Genomic DNA, 16788 nt, shown 5'->3' with positions numbered 1-16788 from the left:
ATCATACTGACAAAACCAGTGAGTGAAATTCCATGTATACCGATCCCTGGAAAGAAATATTTCCTCGCACCTTAAGTCCGACGTAAGTGCCCGGGCTAAGAAATGCAATTTTCTCAGCATCTTCAATCTTAGTAGTGGAGATGCGCAACCATTCCATATCCCCAGTGAGTAGAACGCCATAAAGCATGAGGTTCGTTTCATTGAGCGTGGCCACATGAGCAGTCCGAACCACATTGCCCGAAAAAGTTCTCGTTTTAGTTCCCAGCATTCAAACTCCTCTTTTTATAAGTTGAGAAGTGGTCAATTTGAGTATACTCAAATTGGCCTAGGTGAGTTTACAGGCTAATAATAACTAAAAGCAGTTTAAATTGGCTACGTAATTATTGGCTACTTAAAATGACCAAAAACACTTAACCACATTTTTAGTAAGGCTTATTGATATCTTGGTAACTATAGTAAATGTCACGTATGAAATAGTTAGATGTGATGGGTAAATGCCTGAGTTTTCATTATATTACTTCCTATTATATAGTGCGCTATATTGTAACTTGCAATTATCTTGCGAAGGGTACATTAAGTGTCTGGTGTAAAGAGTAGGGTCCTAATTTTTGCATTGAGTAATCATATCGATGGGTATTCTATAGTGGCTTTATAATTCTTTTGGTTGGTGACTAAGTCTTCTTGACATAGGTTTGACTATAATTCTGGTTGCACAAAGCTTATACTGTATGTGTAGATTAACGGAGGTTCTCTATGAAACACACTCCACAAAGAAATGCACAAACACTTGGCCTTCACTCACCTGCTATCAGCTTAGTGGGAACTCGTCAACAAAAGGCTGCCCAGCTGATGAAAATGTTTGATGAAGCTGAAGCCAAAATTTCGAGGGAAGAAAGCTGCCGTGGCGATAGAAAAACGTTACGTATCGAGGGTTGATTACACGGAAAGTTTTGCCGAAGCCAGTATCAAACTTGGTTACGGTAAAGAGAAGATGGGTGCGATGAATTTCAGGCTTGGTGAGCGTCTTATTGATACGTTAACTAGGCTTATTGCAAAGGTTGAAGAACGAAACTACTTCGAAATTTATACCGATGAAGAAGAAGGTTGGGGTAGGTTAAAAGCCAGCGATTCACTCAAAGAAGATGGCAGAGTTCGTGCTGGTCTTGGGTTTTATGCTGGCTTTTTTCATGGGCGCGTTATCGCTGGCACAAAAGATCCTTTAGTTGTTGTATCTTTTCGTGGTGAAATTATCCCTACACCTGAAGGCTACCATTCTGCATATGAACAGGCTGTTATTCATGCTGTTTCAGATCATAAAGTTCTCTTTGCCGAAGGTGATCTCAAATATGAGGAACAGTATATGCGCGATTTACGTCAAAAGAATTCGCAAATACTTGATATTAACTCAAAAACACCCGATGACGACCAATCTGATTAGTTGCTTAAGTAGCTGATTTAGAATCGGTTAGTTTTACGAAGATTCGTTTCTCGAACTATAATTATTGTAATCAGATGCACGGGGAGTAGTAGTCCCCTTGCCTCCCGAACAACATCCTTTATCAATTGAAGTTACAATAATCCTGCCCTGCCCTGCCCTGCCCTGCCCTGCCCTGCCCTACACTACATGTAACCGATCACGGCCTCATGAATATCCGTTGTGTATACATAGGGTATCTATAAGGCATTCTTAGTAGATTTATTGAATATCTTTTGTGGCTGCATTAGATGTTCGTATCTCTTGCTTGTGACATTTTTTAGTGATATAAAATGCCCAGTCCGCAGATATCTAATGAATATCTTAGGTGGATTCAAAGTGGGCACGTGATGGATTCAATGTGCACTTATCAGGTATACACTTGGTGGCGAATATGACAGTTATTGTTATGGCACATAATAAGGGCGGGGCAGGCAAGACTACTTCATCTGTCCATGTAGTGGGCGAACTAAGACCAGCTAAAGCCCTGGACCTTGATACTCACAAGGGCCTCTCAATCATTCATGGTTTACGTCCAGATGACAGGCAAATTCCCATATCAATCCCTGAAACCCAGGAAGAGTTGGTTCAGGAAATCAGTCCATTTAAAGAAAGTGAAGACATTTTATTTATTGACTGCGGTGGCTTCGACTCCGATATGACCCGTACAGCCGTCGCTTTTGCTGACCTGATTATCGTCCCTGCGAAAGATTCACTTACCGAGAGAATTGGTCTGATGAGCTTTGACAGAGTGCTGGGAGAGATTAGTGACATAATAGGACAGCATGTAGAAGCTCACTTATTCTTGTGTAAAACAAATCCAAATAAAAAACACTATCCTAAGCTGGAGGCTCTGCTTCCTTCATTCAATCACATAAAACTAATGAGAAGTCGTCTTTCATACCGAACTCAGGATTTTGAAGAGACAATCGAAACTGGTTTTGGCATCACTGAGTCTGTTCATGGGCGTGTTACTGCAGGCGGTAAAGAGGTGATTGCTATGGTTGAGGAAATGCTTGAGATCATCAGGGCAAAATAAGTGCTCAAAGGGTCCACGAAGAATACACAAAGTGTATCTTTAATGTATTCTATGCATATCTTTTGTGTGCTTGTTATGGATTTAAGGTGTACCTATGACTAAAAGACTCGATTTTACTGATCAGCATGAAAAGCTTGCCGGGCTCATGAGTTCAGCAAAGCTTAAGACATCACCAACCGCAGTCGAGAAACCCGGTGTCGATACCAAGCCTACCGTTAAAAGCAAAGCTCGCAGCAAAAATCTAAGGGCTGTACCAGAGTCCTACTTTGAAGCCCATGCGCAACTCAAGGCCTCAAATAAGACCTCTCTGGATTTCAGTGCTTATATTCTGGAGGCTTTACGTGAGAAGCTGGAGAGCGACGGGGCACTAGAGAACTGATTCACTAATAGGCATAAGTTAAGAGTACGCATGCGTATCTATTGCATTCATGATGAATATCTTATGTGTATACATTGAATGCTCGATGAATGCCCGATGAATGCTTGATGTGTGTTGAAGTTATTAAATAGATGACTCAATAAGTTATTCAAATGGAGGAAGAGTTGAACAGAGCCCTAAAGCTGGTATCGGGATATCTCGGAATTATAAAGCTCACCGGCAAAGACAGAAAAAGTGCTGCTGAATGGGGCTTTCTCCTGAGTGTCCTGTTCATCGTGCCGCTCTTTTTTTTGCCGCACGCCAGTGAGCTGATCAAAATTGGCCTTCAGCTGCTGTGGGGGGGCTGCGTTTCGCGCGCGGCATTCATGGCCAACGACAGCTGGAAGCAAAACAAATCACGCTGAGCGATTGCAGCATGATGGAGAGTCAATAATGTCAATGCATGAACTGTTTAAGCAGGTCCGCGGGCAGGGAAGGGTAATGACTACAATCACCCAATCTGCAGATATGTTTAAAGGCAACGTTCGCCGGCGGCGTCCCGCGTTTGATGAGTGGGTCCGGAAGCTGCATCCTGGCGACAGACTGCCCCGGGGGCGTTACTTCAGGGACAAAAAACCGGGGCGTCCTTTCTTACTCATGGATGAATTCTGGCTTTATAACCAGTAAGGAGAACAGCTCACTGACTGATACCCTGAAACGTCCTGAACATCCGTGATATCTCAGAGCACCCGAGCAACGGGAATATCGCTCCAGCGCGTTGTCCAGGCAGGAGATAACATCTCCCGCTTCATTTTCCACTCCGTATTCACACCCTGACCGGCAAACCACACACTGCCCAGCCCGGACTGATTGATCCCGTCAAGAACCGTCATCAGCTGGGCACTGTTTGCACGTGGCTTACTCTCATCGAACAGATTCAGCTGACTGACGCCGTTAGGCGTAAAGTCATCGAGCATTATCCCGGCCTTCATGTAACGTCGCCCTTCAAGCCAGATGCGGTCGAGAGATCGCATGGCAACTTCAATCATGTCGCGTGTGTCCTGGGTAGGAATTGTGAGACTCTCACCGGCACTATTACCATAAAATATCTCACCCTGCGCATGCGGCGAGGTGCGGATAAAAACGCTGATGCGCCGACAGAACTGCCGCTCCTTTCTGAGTTTCTCCGCGGCCCGGGTTGCGTACTGACACAGCGCCTGCTGCATCTTCACCTTAGCCGTAACTCTTTCGCCAAAAGAGCGGCTGCAGACGATCTGCTGTTTCGCCGGTACGAACTCTTCGAGCGGGATACAGGATTCCCCGTTGAGCTCCCTTACAGTGCGCTCCAGCACCACGCTGAAGTTTTTACGGATAAGGGCAGGGTGGGCGCGCGACAGCTGCAGAGCGTTTTCAATGCCCATGAGATTAAGACGCTTACCGATGCGCCGGCCAACGCCCCAGATTTCTTCTACAGGCTGATTGGCCAGCAGGGTAGCGGTGCGCTTTGGATTGCCCGTCGTCAGCGCTAATACACCGCGGAACTGCGGCCACACTTTGCTGGCCCACTGCGCCGATTTTGCCAGGGTTTTTGTCGGACCCATACCTACGCCGACAGTGAGGCCGGTTGTGGCCAGAACGTGCGCGCGCAGGCGCCGGCCAAAATGTTCAAAATCTTCGCAGAAATCAATGCCGGTCAGGTCCAGAAACATTTCGTCTATAGAATACTGCTCCACGCGAGGCGTTATCTCCTCCAGCGCGGTCATAACGCGCTGAGACATACTGTGATAGAGCGCGTAGTTCGAACTGAAGACATGTACGCGTTCGGCAAAATCCTGATTTTTTATCTGAAACCACGGAGCACCCATCTTTATGCCCAGTTTTTTTGCACCGGCGCTGCGTGCAATGACACAGCCGTCGTTGTTCGAAAGGACCACAACAGGCTTACCGCGCAGATCAGGGCGAAACAAAGCCTCGCAGCTGGCATAGAATGAATTAACATCGGCCAGGCCAAACATGGGCATGATCACCTCCGGCGCGCGCGGGTGCTGTTGAAAAACCAGGTAACAACACCGAGCAGCTGCAGTTCATCAGGATAGATTACCGGGTAGGCCGGATTCATCGGCAGCAATGCCAGTGTGGGCTGCAGCTGTAGCCGCTTAACCGTGAACTCACCATTAACCTCGGCAATCACAATATCGCCGTGAGATGCCTGTTCAGCCCGATCGACGACCATAACATCACCATCACAGAGGCCAAGATCCCGCATGCTGTTCCCGCTGGCACGGACGAAAAAAGTTGAGGCACGCCGGCGAATACAGAGTTCATTGAGATCGAGCTCTTTCTCAACGTAATCCTGAGCGGGAGAGGGAAAACCTGCGGCACAGGGATCGGCATACAGAGGCACTGGTACGCGGGGTGTGAAAATTGGTGGCCAGAGTAATGTCAGGCCAGCGGCATAACTGGCCGTGTTCATGACCAGATATCCTGGATATGCTGCAGCATGACTGCAGAAGTGCTGATGAAATTGCGCATAAAATTCCTCCTGTTATTTTACTGTTTATATGTACAGTATTATTGAGGCGGAATTATCTGGCAAGAGGGAGTCGCGCGGAGAAGTGTAAAAGCAAAGCCATCTGTCTGACTAAAGGGGATATTTATACAGATGCCGTAAGGTTGCGCCACTGTCTGAGATCAGAGTCGGATATATAAGAGGGTGCCTGCGGCTATAGATTTGTGAACCGGCTCTCATGGAGTTTTGCTTTTATCATATTGCAGAATAAATGTACCGGGCGTAATCAATCCATGTCGGCATCAGTGATATGACGCTTCCTCATCACGGCTGTTCGTTCCTCGCTATGCTGCGGTACGCCTCAGCCGTGTCTGCGGCGAGCGTTACAATTGCATATTCAGGGAAGAGAATTTCAGCTCCTGTATTCTTTAATTATCCTGTTCATTCAGCAATCAAACTTTATTGTCCTGAACTACATTAACCCGGATGGCAGTCTCCCGATAAGAGATGAATTTAAGCTGTCGTTACGCTATTCCCCTGTTCAGTTTTTCTTCATTCAGACACCTACTGCTGATGCTGCATGGATAGTGAAATATACTGTAGGCAGTAATAAAAAATACGTATGCATAATGAATACGCAGATCCCATGAGATTCACCATACAAGGCTGAAAAGCTGGTCAGAACGGAGCATTGCAATGGCCTTTCAGAGTCCCGCTCAGAACTACACTGAAACGCGCCTGAACCTGGGCGATCTGGTATATCTTTCTCCTTACTCAACCTATCTGATGCGCAGTGAATCCGACTGTGCCGGCGCCGGAATTGTTAAAGGCTCTGTGCTGGCCATTGATCGCGCACTGAAGCCGGTACATGGCCAGATTATCGTTGCAGAGTTTGACGGTGAGCTGACGCTGAGGCGGCTGCTGCTTAACCCGGTTCCTGCCCTGCAGGCGCTGGACGCCGACGAGACTGTCGTGCTGCTCGATGTAAACCAGCCCCTTCCCGTGTGGGGTGTGGTGGCCTATGCCCTGACCGATGTGGCCGGGATAGGTTTTAACGGACCGGCGGGAGAATAAGCATGTTTGCGCTGGCCGATGCCAATAATTTTTACGCATCCTGTGAAACCGTATTCAGGCCCGATCTGCGTGGTAAACCTATCGTCGTTGTTTCGAACAATGATGGCTGCGTGATCGCACGCTCGGCAGAGGCAAAACGCCTCGGGATAAAAATGGCGGCGCCGCTGTTTCTGAATGAGCGTTTCTTCAGGCAGAACGGCGTGCACGTGTTCAGTTCTAATTACGAACTGTATGGCGACATGTCTGCGCGGATGATGGCCATACTGGGCGAAATGGCCGCGGGTCAGGAGGTTTACTCCATTGATGAATCGTTTCTTGATGTCACTGGCATCGATAGCCTGATCCCCCTTGAAGCGTTCGGACAGCAGATGCGCGAGCGAATCCGGCGTGAAACGGGGCTGATTATCGGCGTAGGATTCGGACCAACGAAGACACTGGCCAAACTGGCCAATCATGCGGCAAAGAAGTGGACGCAGACCGGTGGCGTCGTGGATTTGTCCAGCAAAATCCGGCAGCGTAAACTCCTGCACCTGATCGACGTCGGGGATATCTGGGGTATTGGCCCGCGCATTACTAAACGCATGCTCCAGCTGGGGATTACAACGGCTCTGCAGCTGGCTGACAGCAACATCAGCATGATACGGAAAAACTTCGACGTTATTGTTGAGCGCTCTACTCGCGAGCTTAATGGTGAGTCCTGTATTGCACTGGAAGATGCCCCGCCACCAAAGCAGCACATTTTAAACTCGCGATCTTTTGGCGAAAGAGTCACAAAACTGGAAGATATGCAGCAGGCAATCGTGCTGTATGCCACACGTGCGTCAGAAAAACTCAGAGAGCAGAATTCGCGCTGCCGACATATCAGTGTTTCAATCGCCACTGCACGTCACGGTAATGAACCGCAATATTCGAATACCGCCTCTCGCATCTGTGATTATCCGACGAACGATACCCGCGACATCATTGAGTCAGCGCTTCGCGGCCTCAACACCATCTGGCGGGAAGGCTATCGGTACGCTAAAGCGGGCGTCATGCTGGGAGATTTTTATCAGTCAGGTATTGCGCAGTTTGACATGTTCAGTGAGCAGCAGCCGCGTGCGAACGCAGATGCGCTAATGGCAGCACTGGACGGTATTAATCGATCCGGGAAAGGGAAAGTCTTTTTCGCGGGTCAGGGTGATCGCGACAGTTCATGGCAGATGAAACGTGAAATGCTGTCTCCGCGTTATACAACGAGACTAAAAGATATCCCAAGAATAAAGTAACGTTGCGAAAAGGAAGGGGGCACTTAAATTGCAGGGTGCGAAATGTGCCTGGAACAGATGTTGCAAATCATTCGATGAACACGTAGAAGTTTAGTTAGATAAAATGATAAATGAAATATAAAGGGAGAGTTGCTGTTGAAAGAAATAAATCCAGAAAAAAGATATGATTATGCTTATGCAACACATAGTTGTGGCACGCGGCCTTTTCTAGGTATTGAAATGATCATCTCGAATATGATTAGTAACTTTAAAGAAGTTACAAGTCATTCTAATGGCTCTTTCAGTACTACTAAGGACATAATTGGCAGAAATGCGATAAGTGATACAGCAATAGTAATGTCTTACTCATTGCTCGAAGGTTTTTTCGATGAAGAGTATGATTTTTATGTAAAAGAAGAAGGTTCAAAAAAACCAGGTGAATTAAGCGCTTTGATTAACACAATGTTACATGCGCACGATATCAAACTTAAAAACTGGAGGGAGAGAAGGAAAATAATCGACGCAGTCAAGGAGATACGTAATGCGGTGGTGCATAGCAATGGACGGATAGATGGCAGTATTTATAAAGAGAAGTTCTTAAAAATCTTAGGTGTTGATTTGTTTGAACATACTGATGGTTACCTAACGCTGACTTTTGACGCCTCACTCTGGTTAATAAATGCTTTTGAAGCAATCGCTCGTGAATATGCAGAAGTAGTGTTTTTAGGAACTCCAGACCCTAAGATAGACAAATCTTAAGGTGTATAAATTTAGTTTTTTAGAAATAGAAACGGTATTGGGAATTTTAGTTGCGCCCAGCTTTTAACTTGTCCGTTTGTCCATGCGGATTGAATTGCATCCTCTTCATATCTTCAACGTAGCCGGTCTGCGTACCGGGCAAGATAAACGCTACGCATACCCGGCTTTACCCGTATCACCTTGAGTAGCTCCCTCCGTACCGTCGGGCAGCACCGTGCCTTCACGTTAGCCGGGCCGCTTCGCCGGCAAGGGACGCTTACGCTCGCCATCCTCACCCGTTCCCCGCCGTGCGCGGGACATTCAGTCCGCTCCGGCGGCGCGTGCGGCTTCCGGTGTCGCCCATGCCTGCTCCGCTTTACGCCCGGCTGCTGTGGCGGCACGGCGCAGGTGAGGCCGTGTAACCAATAGCTAAGGAGCAGATGATGAAAAGAGAGCTTACCATTGCCAGCCTTATAGCCAGCCTGTCGGGGTTTGCCCCGGACACCCCGTGCGTGGCCCACATCTGGATGGCGGACGATTTTGAGGACATTGACTCAGAACTCTCACCACATGAAGTGACTGCAGCGATCGAACTGGCTGACAGGACGCTGGATGCTGATATCAGCCTCAGCTGGGATTTTATGCGCGACTGTGCAGAAAGCGTGAAGGCCCGGAAGGTGACAGAATGAATATCTGGCTTGTCAGTTATCAGGAAGAGGTCGGCAGCACCTCACATGAATACCACATGCTGCTAAGCGGGCAGGACTTCAGGCTGGCCGAAGCAGCTTGTGAAAGGATGGGTGAAAACTGGTGGCCACCGGAACGTCCCGTCTGCTCTCAGGGCTGCTACTGGCAGTTTAATCGTGGCAGTGTCTGGCTCAAAAGCATCGTTCTGCTTGACGAACGTGAGGCAAAGACGCTGGCCGGCCTGCGATTCCTCGATGAGTGGCAGGTGAGCGGCTTACCGGATGCGCCCGTCATCTGTGACCGTAGCGACTGCCGGTGGGAAGATTACCGACCCTGACCTTCTCACCCGATGCCGCCCTGACCGGCGGCCTCTCTTCAATAAGGGATAAGGAAGTCGCTTCGCTCCGCTTCTTTTGCCGCTTCCCGCCCTGCGGCCGGAAACCTGCAGGGATAATGTGCCGTGCCCTCACGGTAGCCGGGCCGCTCGCATTCAAGGGAAGCTTCGCCGTCCTGCTCACCCGTTCCCCGCCGTGCGCGGGACATTCAGTCCGCTCCGGCGGCGCGTGCGGCTTGCGCGTCCGCCCCTGCCTGCTCCGCTTTACGCCCGTCTTTGTGGTGGTCACGGCACCACAGGGGTGCCCCCTGACACTGAGGAGCATAACTATGTCCCGATTCATGCGTGGCGACAGCGTAGAGATCATGGCCAACTTTCCGGATAACAGCATCGACTTTATTCTGACAGATCCCCCGTACCTCGTCGGCTTTAAGGACCGGTCCGGCCGTTCGATCGCGGGCGACGTGAGCGACAAATGGGTGCTGCCGGCCAGCCGTGAAATGTTCCGCGTGCTCAAAAACAACAGCCTGGCGGTGAGTTTCTACGGCTGGAACCGCGTAGACATTTTTATGCAAGCATGGAAAGCGGCGGGCTTCCGCGTCGTCGGGCACCTTGTGTTTACCAAAACCTACTCATCGAAATCGGCGTTTGTCGGGTATCAGCATGAAAGCGCCTACCTGCTGGCCAAAGGACGCCCGCCGCTGCCGGCTAAACCCTTACCTGACGTGATGCCCTGGCAGTATACGGGCAACCGGCACCACCCGACCGAAAAGCCGGTGAGCGTGTTGCAGCCGCTTATCGAAACCTTCACGAAGCCCGGAGATTTAATTCTGGACCCGTTTGCAGGCTCCGGCTCGACCTGTGTTGCCGCATACCAGTGTGGCCGCCGCTGGATCGGTATCGAACTGCTGGAGCAATACCATACCGCCGGCCTGCGCCGCTTGGGAGAACTGCGCGCCGCCCGTTCTGCCCATGCCGCATAACATTTTCTGTAACCAGACCAGGAGGACAGCACCATGACAGACCAGATAATGACAACTGACAATACCGAGCTTACCGACGACATTAACGATCTGGAGGAATCTCTTTACGAATTTCACCTGCGGTTACGGGATATGACTAAGCGGCATCTATTCCGCGGCGCGGCGCCGGCACAGAAAATGGCCGGAATGCTGATCGAGCAAATCGATACCGAACTTGTGGCGCTGTACAGGCGCGCTGCCGAGATGCGCGGGCACCTGAAATAACAGATGAGGCGGTCATTTTGTGACCGCCTGCTGTCTGTGCGCGGATACTGCCGCTGCTGCGCTTTTGTCCACAGGGTTATAGCCAGGGTATGCACCCGGGCTGTGGACAGAATGAAATAAGATACCCTCTTAACCTTCAAGCTGTTTCTTAACCAAAACACATGTATCTAATGGGATTATATAAATTGTCAAATATGAGCGAAAAGTGGATGTTTACTGTCATTTTATCCGATTTTAACATTTAAGCAGTTAAAAACTGCTTAAATGTTAGTTGTCTGGTTCAGTATCAACAACAACTTTTCTATATTTAGAAAGTAGCTCTACTTTCCGCAATTCGATTTCACGCATAATTTTTGCTTGTATTTCGTGCATTTTGGTAGGTGATGCGTTTTTGACTTTTATATTGATGAAGGTAATGCATAACTCAGGGTTTTCCGGAGTCTTTCTACCATATTCACTGAATTCGTATGCGACTTTACATTCGCCTAAATATGTTTCGAAGCTGATTGTATAGCTTGCTACAACTTTAGTGACACGAACATAGGGGTGTATATGTTTCCATTTAATAGATATTATATTTTCCAGATTTCCTTTGACCCTGTACTGTTCAATATCCTTTTCAAGAAAGTTTGTAACGGCATCTGGTTGATTTTCATAGCCAGTTGAATGATCAGGATTAAAGTGCACATCATCAATTTTTTTGTGATAAAACAAATACCCTATATGAAGCGAGGCTAGATCTTTTAAAAATCTCACCCTGTTTTCATTTTCGAAATCATCCATCAAGACCCTGCCTCTATGAGGAGAGTGTTCGATAATTTGTTTATCCTCTAAATGACTCTCTATCAATGTTATAACATTTTCAGCTATTTCTTTAGTCTCTGGAGAGGTATGGTTTAGCTTGATATTCATCAATAGCTGCGCATCGCCATTGATACTATTAATATCTTTCTTAATTTCCACTGAGCCTTTAAAAAACTTCTCTGTTATATACCAATCATCTAATATATCAGTTTTGCAGATTTCGAACTCCATTATCACAGAGTTGTTGCTTTTAGCATCTAATGATGTGAAGTCACTAAAATCTGTAATTTCATAATTTAAGTAACCATTTTTAGTAATTTTACCAACTTCGATAAACCCACTTACTTCATCAAGTAAATCAACATCTTGGGTTAGATTAAAGTTTCTAAAATTTACCTTATCGAGTTTTTCTTTTGTTTTTATACTGCCCAGTAACTCATATGATTCATCAGGGCTCAACAAAGAAGTGATTAAGTTAGGCACCGTGCCTGACTTTTCAGATATGCCACAAAAAAGGCCCCTTTCTTTAAGTAAATTATTTATCATAGTAGAGGTGCAGTTTTGCTGACTCACTAAGTTTTTCAGTTCATCTCCAGATGGTATGAAATCAATATCACTTTTCATCCGAAACGCTCCTAAAGGTGCTATTATAAGTGTCAACAATTAATGTAACTTCGCTAACCGCATCGTCAAAATCGACATCAAAGCTTTGTGCCATTTTCACTTCATCCACTGAAGGAGAATCAGTAAGTTTATTATATCTATTAAAGTAAATTTCATAATGGCTTGCAAAATCAGAGCAAAGTTTTCTGGCTAACTTATACACCAATGCAAGTGATTCCTGGCTATAGTTGAAGTCGCAAAGCAAAATGAATTTTCTTCCATTTTCATCTGGAACTGATATGGGAATTATAGGGGAGGTGATATATTCCACTGGCATTATCTTTGAATGCCTTGTTGGCGATGCGACATTCAAAGTTGTGTTGAGACAGAAAAATGATATTTCGCCATGACGTTTCTTAATGAAGTTTAAAGAGCTGTATAAAAATTTAGCTCGTGCATTGTCAATAACATGGATAGCGGTATATTTTAATGAGGAATCTATTCTGCTATTAACTATTTTGCTTTTGATATTATCGTTTGACTCATCCTCATCGTTGTTTAAATAAAACAACACGCCAATATCTTCTTTTCTTGAACTGCCAGAGAACTGTTTAGTTATTGTTCTTTTTAATTGAGACTTTGAATAACATTCTATTGTTTGAGCTAAATCTTTGAAATGTTCGCGAAAAGTTGATTTAACACTGTCATAGGGAACTGATGAGTATTTAGCAGAAACAACAACGCTGACTAGTGATTGTTTTTGAAGTATTGAGCTATAGACATAAAGAGCATCAATACCATGGGTTCTTTTTCCATGCTCTCCTACAAAGCAATCTAATTGCTTGTTACTACACATGTTTTTCCAGCCAAAGAGTTTTAAAAAGTCACTAACTATCTCTTCCCCCACTTCACCGACATATTTTGAAAACTCGCCCATTTTTTGAGTCACTGTTTTTTTGATTAGGTAATCTTATAGTATTTATCTTATTTACATTTTTCAACTCTATGGAGGCGTCGCACTTCTAAGTATGATCAAAAGTTATTGTCCGCTTTAGCATAAAGCTGACTGGAGCGCGGCTTAGGTAAGTCCAGTTTATCTTTTATGAGGTAACAGTTTTGTCTCCAGCTTCCATCACAGGTTGAGCCAGATCAGCGCGTTATGTACTGATGAAATGCTTTTAATGTACTTTTATAGTCACTCGCAAGCAGGCTTTGCAGTTGTCTGGGGCACATAAACCGTACCAGAACGTAGTACTCCAAAAATGATGTGTATGAGTTTGCGCATTACCGTACCGACGATAAGCATCCCGGGTTTTCCTGCAAGCCGGAGACGATGGCCAAATGCCCGGATATCCGGATTGTGCTTCAGTGCAACCAGAGCGGGCATATACATTGCGCTTCGCAGATATGCATTTCCTGTTTTTGACATCCTTGACTTGCCCCTCACAGAGCTTCCGGACTGATGATGGCGTGGGTTAAGCCCCAGAAAGGCTGCAACTTCCTTAGCTTTACTGAACTTTTTGTCTGCCATAAAAGACAAAATTACGGCACCTGTAACGCTTCCGATGCCAGGTATTGAACTTATCAATGCCTCCTGCTTTCTTAGCTCATCATTGCTGCTGATATGTTTTTTAATATCCTGTCTGATCATTTCAATCTCTTCTTCCAGGTGACTGGAAATCCTTTGAAGCGAAGGCTGAATGCTGGCATCAGCTTTATCAGCACGGTTAGATTCCATTCTCAGCATGCCTTTCAGCGAATCCATCCGGCGTACCAGAGCCTGCAAAATCCTGACCGGCTGCGGTACAGGCCGCCATAGCGCCGGGATAGTTGCCCTGCAGAAACGCGCAATCAGCTTTGAATCACTTTTATCTGTTTTTGTACGGGACAGCTCCGCCATACCGTAACCTTTTATGCGCGAGGGATTTACCACACTAACCTTTATTTTTTTCTCATACAGAAACGTAGCGAGAGCTGTCCCGTAATCACCGGTAGCTTCCATGCATGCGTGGATCTCTGAAAAGTCATCTTCACCGGACCATTTCAGAAGTGCCGTAAAACCCGCTACTGAATTGGCAAATGCCTTACACCGGTAGCTGCCATTGCAAAGCAAAGCAGCATCAAACTTCTTACTGGCAATATCAATTCCTAGATAAACAGTCATGTCATATCCTCGTGTGGTTAGTACTGACCAACCTTGCAAAATTCAGGCTCACCGCATTGCGGGGCCGAAGATACCCTTCGGTCTGGACTGAGATAAGGACAGAGCGGCATTTATCTTATTTACGGGCCTGATAGCCTGAGGAAGTTGCCGGCCTGCTCTGCCCCGGGACAATACATGTACAGGCAGACTCAACTTATTCTGCCAGAGACACGATACAAGGAAGTTGCTGCGCGCCGCTATATTCCGCCTTGCGGCGGGACAGGGCAGAAAACCGGGTCCGTGCGGACTGCGGCCTGTGCCGTGACTTCACTTTAGCCCGGCCGCTCGTGTTCAAGAGATCGCTTCGCTCGCCATCCTCACCCGTTCGCACTCGCTCCGCCGTGGTTACTTCCGTCGCGCCGCCGCTCAAAATTCGCGTCAGCGCCGTGCGTAATCCCGTCTCCCGCTCGCTTGCGCTGCGGCCTGCGGTGGCGCTCCTGAACACTCCGCTTTCCGCCGGGCTGTCATTCAGTCACGGCACAGGCCGGAACAGTGATGACTTTGACTGCGGAGGATTTCTTATGACATTTAGCGGACCAGCGGTATACGTCGGGACTTACCATAAATACAACTGCGGCAGCATTTTCGGGAAGTGGTTTGATCTTACTGATTTCGAAGAGAAGGACGAATTTCATGACGCGTGTCGCGAACTGCACGCCTCTGAAGATGATCCCGAATTCATGTTTCAGGACTGGGAAGGTATTCCGTCTAAGTTCGTCTCTGAATCCTTTATCGACTGGGATTTCATCGCGGCCTGGAAACAGGCGAAAGAAGAGGGAAGGGAAGACGCATTTATTGCCTGGGCGGATTATTCCGGCGAGTGTGACTTTGATGCATTTGATGATGCGTACAGGGGAAAGGCGGAAACCGAAGAAGATTATGCCTATGAACTGATCCAGGATAACGGCCTGCTGAATGACGTGCCGGAGCCGCTGCGCTCTTATTTCGACTATGAGGCCTATGCACGTGACCTGTTCAGCAGTGGCTATGTACTGCACGACGGTTTTGTATTCAGTAACTGATGATAGCGGCAGGGGAAGCCCTGCCGAAAAGGAGAACAAAATGAAACTGTCACCACAGACCCGCGACATTCTTCGCCAGTACAAAGCTGTGATCAACGAGCGCCGCAGCAGCAGTGGCCAGAGAGAGTTGAGAACAGAAGAGATCGTAGACGAAATCTGTTATTTCATGACCTGTCAGAATGGCGTATACCTCGGCGGGCGTTTTATAAAGAAGGATGGCTGAGGATAAAGAAATGTTCAGGCGGTTGCGGCCGCCTGTGAGCACGCCCAAAAACCTACGTCTGCGAAACGGCAGGGCGCTCGCCTGACGGTGCGTCCTCCGCACCGCCAGTAGGCAGGGGAATGAATAGCCGTCCTGAGCGGTTTGCAGTCTTAACTGTACTTAAGTTTAGCCCGCTCACTATGTCATCAAAAGCTAGCTTCACCCCCATAAAAAAGATAAAAAAAGACTAATGGCGCAAATCCATAACTTAAGTGAACTTATCAATCTATGTCCATGAGCCAATCATAAATTTAGCTAGCTTTTATATCAAATGACTTTATTATCATGGAACTGCTCCCTGGAAATGCCTCTTTGTATTTAACTGTTGGAGGAAGATTTTCAATTATATACGCTCTGACTTCAGGCTTCATACGATAGCCAAAAATTATTGATTCCACCCAGTCCAATTCGAATTTCCTGTTGTAGAAATGCTGACTTGATTGTTTCTCAAAAAAATTCGAATCAGAAATGTGGCGATATTCGGATTCATATTCCCATTCATTTAGCTTAGTACACAATGCATTTATAATCCTATCTCCAAGATCAAGGCTTTTATCTAAATTATAAATGACTTTCATAACATCAAGAATGGGAATGGTTGGTATATTTTTAGCATACACAACTTTTTTTGTTTTAATATCTTTTCCCTTGAATTCAATGCAAAATCCATGATGTGAATTGGCATAATGTGACCACATAAGGTTACTGTCTGGCTTGGAAGAAAATGAAATTATGCTATAAGAGTTAATTTGTTTTTCGAAGTTATCAACCAATTTTTGTAGATAAACCTCCCCTTCTAAAGTGAGCTCCCCTTTACTGGTCAGAGTTGCTAAATTCCTTTTATAGGGTTTTTGAAGTTGCTTTATAAAGGATTTTAATTCTTTAGGTGAGGGCTTCAGTAATTCAACCTTACAATCAAAAAGATCGTTGAAGTTAAGCCTGCTTGAAAAGGTTGCCATGTTTTCAATTAAATTTATCAGGCTGTAGTCTTCTCTGAATTTTTCGTTGTTGGACACCGGTCTGTATTTGTAAATATAATCGGGATTGTCAATTTCCATTTTCACCTTTTCCGCATCTATTTAAACTTATTTTTCAACCAAGCCGAGTTTTTTTCTTGAAGTGCGTTGTAAGTTCACTCACTAATTGAATAATAACAATATTTACCGTGGGCGTCCTGTCGGCTGTCATGC

Annotated in this window: 21 protein-coding genes; 14 read left to right on the top strand and 7 right to left on the bottom strand. The window is 46.5% G+C overall.

Features of this window, described 5'->3' with window-relative positions; genetic code table 11:
- Position 1: 1 nt before the first annotated feature.
- Positions 2–268: a hypothetical protein gene (locus K6R05_RS21660; RefSeq protein ID WP_222925925.1), complete on the bottom strand. Its 267-nt coding sequence runs from the start codon at positions 266–268 to the stop codon at positions 2–4.
- Between the two features lie 485 nt (positions 269–753).
- Here K6R05_RS21660 and K6R05_RS21655 point away from each other — a divergent pair, with 485 nt between their 5' ends.
- The 5 genes from K6R05_RS21655 to K6R05_RS21635 all read left to right on the top strand — a co-directional run bounded on the left by K6R05_RS21655 (position 754) and on the right by K6R05_RS21635 (position 3296).
- Entirely contained in the window at positions 754–936 is a 183-nt protein-coding gene (locus K6R05_RS21655) for a hypothetical protein (RefSeq protein WP_222925924.1), read from the top strand.
- Positions 902–1438, top strand: a complete 537-nt coding sequence (locus K6R05_RS21650; protein WP_222925923.1) for a hypothetical protein — start codon at positions 902–904, stop codon at positions 1436–1438. Before K6R05_RS21655 ends, K6R05_RS21650 begins: the two co-directional genes overlap by 35 nt.
- A gap of 430 nt (positions 1439–1868) precedes the next feature.
- On the top strand, positions 1869–2513 hold the full coding sequence (locus tag K6R05_RS21645; protein WP_211727514.1) for a ParA family protein: 645 nt from the start codon (positions 1869–1871) through the stop codon (positions 2511–2513).
- A 94-nt stretch (positions 2514–2607) separates the two neighbouring features.
- The gene (locus K6R05_RS21640) at positions 2608–2892 is read left to right on the top strand and encodes a molecular chaperone GroEL (protein ID WP_211727513.1); all 285 of its coding nucleotides are present in this window, start codon (positions 2608–2610) and stop codon (positions 2890–2892) included.
- A 152-nt stretch (positions 2893–3044) separates the two neighbouring features.
- Positions 3045–3296: a hypothetical protein gene (locus tag K6R05_RS21635; protein ID WP_222925922.1), complete on the top strand. Its 252-nt coding sequence runs from the start codon at positions 3045–3047 to the stop codon at positions 3294–3296.
- Between the two features lie 315 nt (positions 3297–3611).
- Here K6R05_RS21635 and umuC (K6R05_RS21630) read toward each other — a convergent pair whose 3' ends face one another.
- Both umuC (K6R05_RS21630) and umuD read right to left on the bottom strand, forming a co-directional pair.
- Positions 3612–4886, bottom strand: coding sequence for a translesion error-prone DNA polymerase V subunit UmuC (umuC, locus tag K6R05_RS21630; RefSeq protein ID WP_222925941.1), 1275 nt, complete (start codon positions 4884–4886; stop codon positions 3612–3614).
- A gap of 8 nt (positions 4887–4894) precedes the next feature.
- A complete protein-coding gene (gene umuD / locus K6R05_RS21625; protein WP_115758311.1) occupies positions 4895–5344 on the bottom strand; it encodes a translesion error-prone DNA polymerase V autoproteolytic subunit in 450 nt (149 codons plus the stop codon).
- A 732-nt stretch (positions 5345–6076) separates the two neighbouring features.
- Between umuD and K6R05_RS21620 the strand changes: the two genes are divergently transcribed.
- From K6R05_RS21620 to K6R05_RS21590, 7 genes are all read left to right on the top strand, one after another.
- Positions 6077–6454, top strand: coding sequence for a S24 family peptidase (locus tag K6R05_RS21620; RefSeq protein WP_222925921.1), 378 nt, complete (start codon positions 6077–6079; stop codon positions 6452–6454).
- A gap of 2 nt (positions 6455–6456) precedes the next feature.
- Complete coding sequence (gene umuC, locus K6R05_RS21615) at positions 6457–7719, top strand: translesion error-prone DNA polymerase V subunit UmuC (RefSeq protein ID WP_222925920.1); 1263 nt, start codon at positions 6457–6459, stop codon at positions 7717–7719.
- A gap of 135 nt (positions 7720–7854) precedes the next feature.
- Complete coding sequence (locus K6R05_RS22265; protein ID WP_262390953.1) at positions 7855–8457, top strand: hypothetical protein; 603 nt, start codon at positions 7855–7857, stop codon at positions 8455–8457.
- Positions 8458–8876: 419 nt separating this feature from the next.
- Positions 8877–9125: a hypothetical protein gene (locus K6R05_RS21605; protein ID WP_222925919.1), complete on the top strand. Its 249-nt coding sequence runs from the start codon at positions 8877–8879 to the stop codon at positions 9123–9125.
- Positions 9122–9460 (top strand): hypothetical protein, encoded by a 339-nt coding sequence (locus K6R05_RS21600; RefSeq protein WP_222925918.1) that lies wholly within the window; start codon positions 9122–9124, stop codon positions 9458–9460. Before K6R05_RS21605 ends, K6R05_RS21600 begins: the two co-directional genes overlap by 4 nt.
- 326 nt (positions 9461–9786) lie before the next feature.
- Positions 9787–10440 carry a DNA methyltransferase gene (locus tag K6R05_RS21595; RefSeq protein WP_222925917.1) on the top strand — a complete coding sequence of 218 codons (654 nt, stop codon included), beginning with the start codon at positions 9787–9789 and terminating at the stop codon, positions 10438–10440.
- A 33-nt stretch (positions 10441–10473) separates the two neighbouring features.
- Entirely contained in the window at positions 10474–10704 is a 231-nt protein-coding gene (locus K6R05_RS21590; protein ID WP_222925752.1) for a YubE family protein, read from the top strand.
- Between the two features lie 267 nt (positions 10705–10971).
- Here K6R05_RS21590 and gapS4b read toward each other — a convergent pair whose 3' ends face one another.
- From gapS4b to K6R05_RS21575, 3 genes are all read right to left on the bottom strand, one after another.
- Positions 10972–12132, bottom strand: a complete 1161-nt coding sequence (gene gapS4b / locus K6R05_RS21585) for a GapS4b family protein (protein WP_222925916.1) — start codon at positions 12130–12132, stop codon at positions 10972–10974.
- Entirely contained in the window at positions 12122–13048 is a 927-nt protein-coding gene (gapS4a, locus tag K6R05_RS21580) for a GapS4a family protein (protein ID WP_222925915.1), read from the bottom strand. Before gapS4a ends, gapS4b begins: the two co-directional genes overlap by 11 nt.
- A gap of 258 nt (positions 13049–13306) precedes the next feature.
- Positions 13307–14275, bottom strand: a complete 969-nt coding sequence (locus tag K6R05_RS21575; protein WP_222925914.1) for an IS110 family RNA-guided transposase — start codon at positions 14273–14275, stop codon at positions 13307–13309.
- A 560-nt stretch (positions 14276–14835) separates the two neighbouring features.
- Between K6R05_RS21575 and K6R05_RS21570 the strand changes: the two genes are divergently transcribed.
- On the top strand, positions 14836–15336 hold the full coding sequence (locus tag K6R05_RS21570; protein WP_064365682.1) for an antirestriction protein ArdA: 501 nt from the start codon (positions 14836–14838) through the stop codon (positions 15334–15336).
- A 40-nt stretch (positions 15337–15376) separates the two neighbouring features.
- Positions 15377–15559: a hypothetical protein gene (locus K6R05_RS21565; protein ID WP_222925913.1), complete on the top strand. Its 183-nt coding sequence runs from the start codon at positions 15377–15379 to the stop codon at positions 15557–15559.
- A gap of 290 nt (positions 15560–15849) precedes the next feature.
- On the opposite strand, the gene K6R05_RS21560 is transcribed toward K6R05_RS21565, so the two are convergent.
- The gene (locus K6R05_RS21560) at positions 15850–16656 is read right to left on the bottom strand and encodes a DUF2971 domain-containing protein (RefSeq protein ID WP_222925912.1); all 807 of its coding nucleotides are present in this window, start codon (positions 16654–16656) and stop codon (positions 15850–15852) included.
- Positions 16657–16788 lie beyond the last annotated feature (132 nt).

This window comes from Pantoea alfalfae (assembly GCF_019880205.1).
GTDB classification, from domain to species: domain Bacteria; phylum Pseudomonadota; class Gammaproteobacteria; order Enterobacterales; family Enterobacteriaceae; genus Pantoea; species Pantoea alfalfae.
The sequence above is the reverse complement of the archived record's forward strand: the minus strand, read 5'-3'. Positions and strand labels throughout refer to the sequence as shown.

Coding starts and splice junctions, on each gene's coding strand:
- K6R05_RS21660 (WP_222925925.1), bottom strand. CDS start 268: ATGCTGGGAACTAAAACGAGAACTTTTTCGGGCAATGTGGTTCGGACT.
- K6R05_RS21655 (WP_222925924.1), top strand. CDS start 754: ATGAAACACACTCCACAAAGAAATGCACAAACACTTGGCCTTCACTCA.
- K6R05_RS21645 (WP_211727514.1), top strand. CDS start 1,869: ATGACAGTTATTGTTATGGCACATAATAAGGGCGGGGCAGGCAAGACT.
- K6R05_RS21640 (WP_211727513.1), top strand. CDS start 2,608: ATGACTAAAAGACTCGATTTTACTGATCAGCATGAAAAGCTTGCCGGG.
- K6R05_RS21635 (WP_222925922.1), top strand. CDS start 3,045: ATGGAGGAAGAGTTGAACAGAGCCCTAAAGCTGGTATCGGGATATCTC.
- umuC (WP_222925941.1), bottom strand. CDS start 4,886: ATGTTTGGCCTGGCCGATGTTAATTCATTCTATGCCAGCTGCGAGGCT.
- umuD (WP_115758311.1), bottom strand. CDS start 5,344: ATGAACACGGCCAGTTATGCCGCTGGCCTGACATTACTCTGGCCACCA.
- K6R05_RS21620 (WP_222925921.1), top strand. CDS start 6,077: ATGGCCTTTCAGAGTCCCGCTCAGAACTACACTGAAACGCGCCTGAAC.
- umuC (WP_222925920.1), top strand. CDS start 6,457: ATGTTTGCGCTGGCCGATGCCAATAATTTTTACGCATCCTGTGAAACC.
- K6R05_RS21605 (WP_222925919.1), top strand. CDS start 8,877: ATGATGAAAAGAGAGCTTACCATTGCCAGCCTTATAGCCAGCCTGTCG.
- K6R05_RS21600 (WP_222925918.1), top strand. CDS start 9,122: ATGAATATCTGGCTTGTCAGTTATCAGGAAGAGGTCGGCAGCACCTCA.
- K6R05_RS21595 (WP_222925917.1), top strand. CDS start 9,787: ATGTCCCGATTCATGCGTGGCGACAGCGTAGAGATCATGGCCAACTTT.
- K6R05_RS21590 (WP_222925752.1), top strand. CDS start 10,474: ATGACAGACCAGATAATGACAACTGACAATACCGAGCTTACCGACGAC.
- gapS4b (WP_222925916.1), bottom strand. CDS start 12,132: ATGAAAAGTGATATTGATTTCATACCATCTGGAGATGAACTGAAAAAC.
- gapS4a (WP_222925915.1), bottom strand. CDS start 13,048: ATGGGCGAGTTTTCAAAATATGTCGGTGAAGTGGGGGAAGAGATAGTT.
- K6R05_RS21575 (WP_222925914.1), bottom strand. CDS start 14,275: ATGACTGTTTATCTAGGAATTGATATTGCCAGTAAGAAGTTTGATGCT.
- K6R05_RS21570 (WP_064365682.1), top strand. CDS start 14,836: ATGACATTTAGCGGACCAGCGGTATACGTCGGGACTTACCATAAATAC.
- K6R05_RS21565 (WP_222925913.1), top strand. CDS start 15,377: ATGAAACTGTCACCACAGACCCGCGACATTCTTCGCCAGTACAAAGCT.
- K6R05_RS21560 (WP_222925912.1), bottom strand. CDS start 16,656: ATGGAAATTGACAATCCCGATTATATTTACAAATACAGACCGGTGTCC.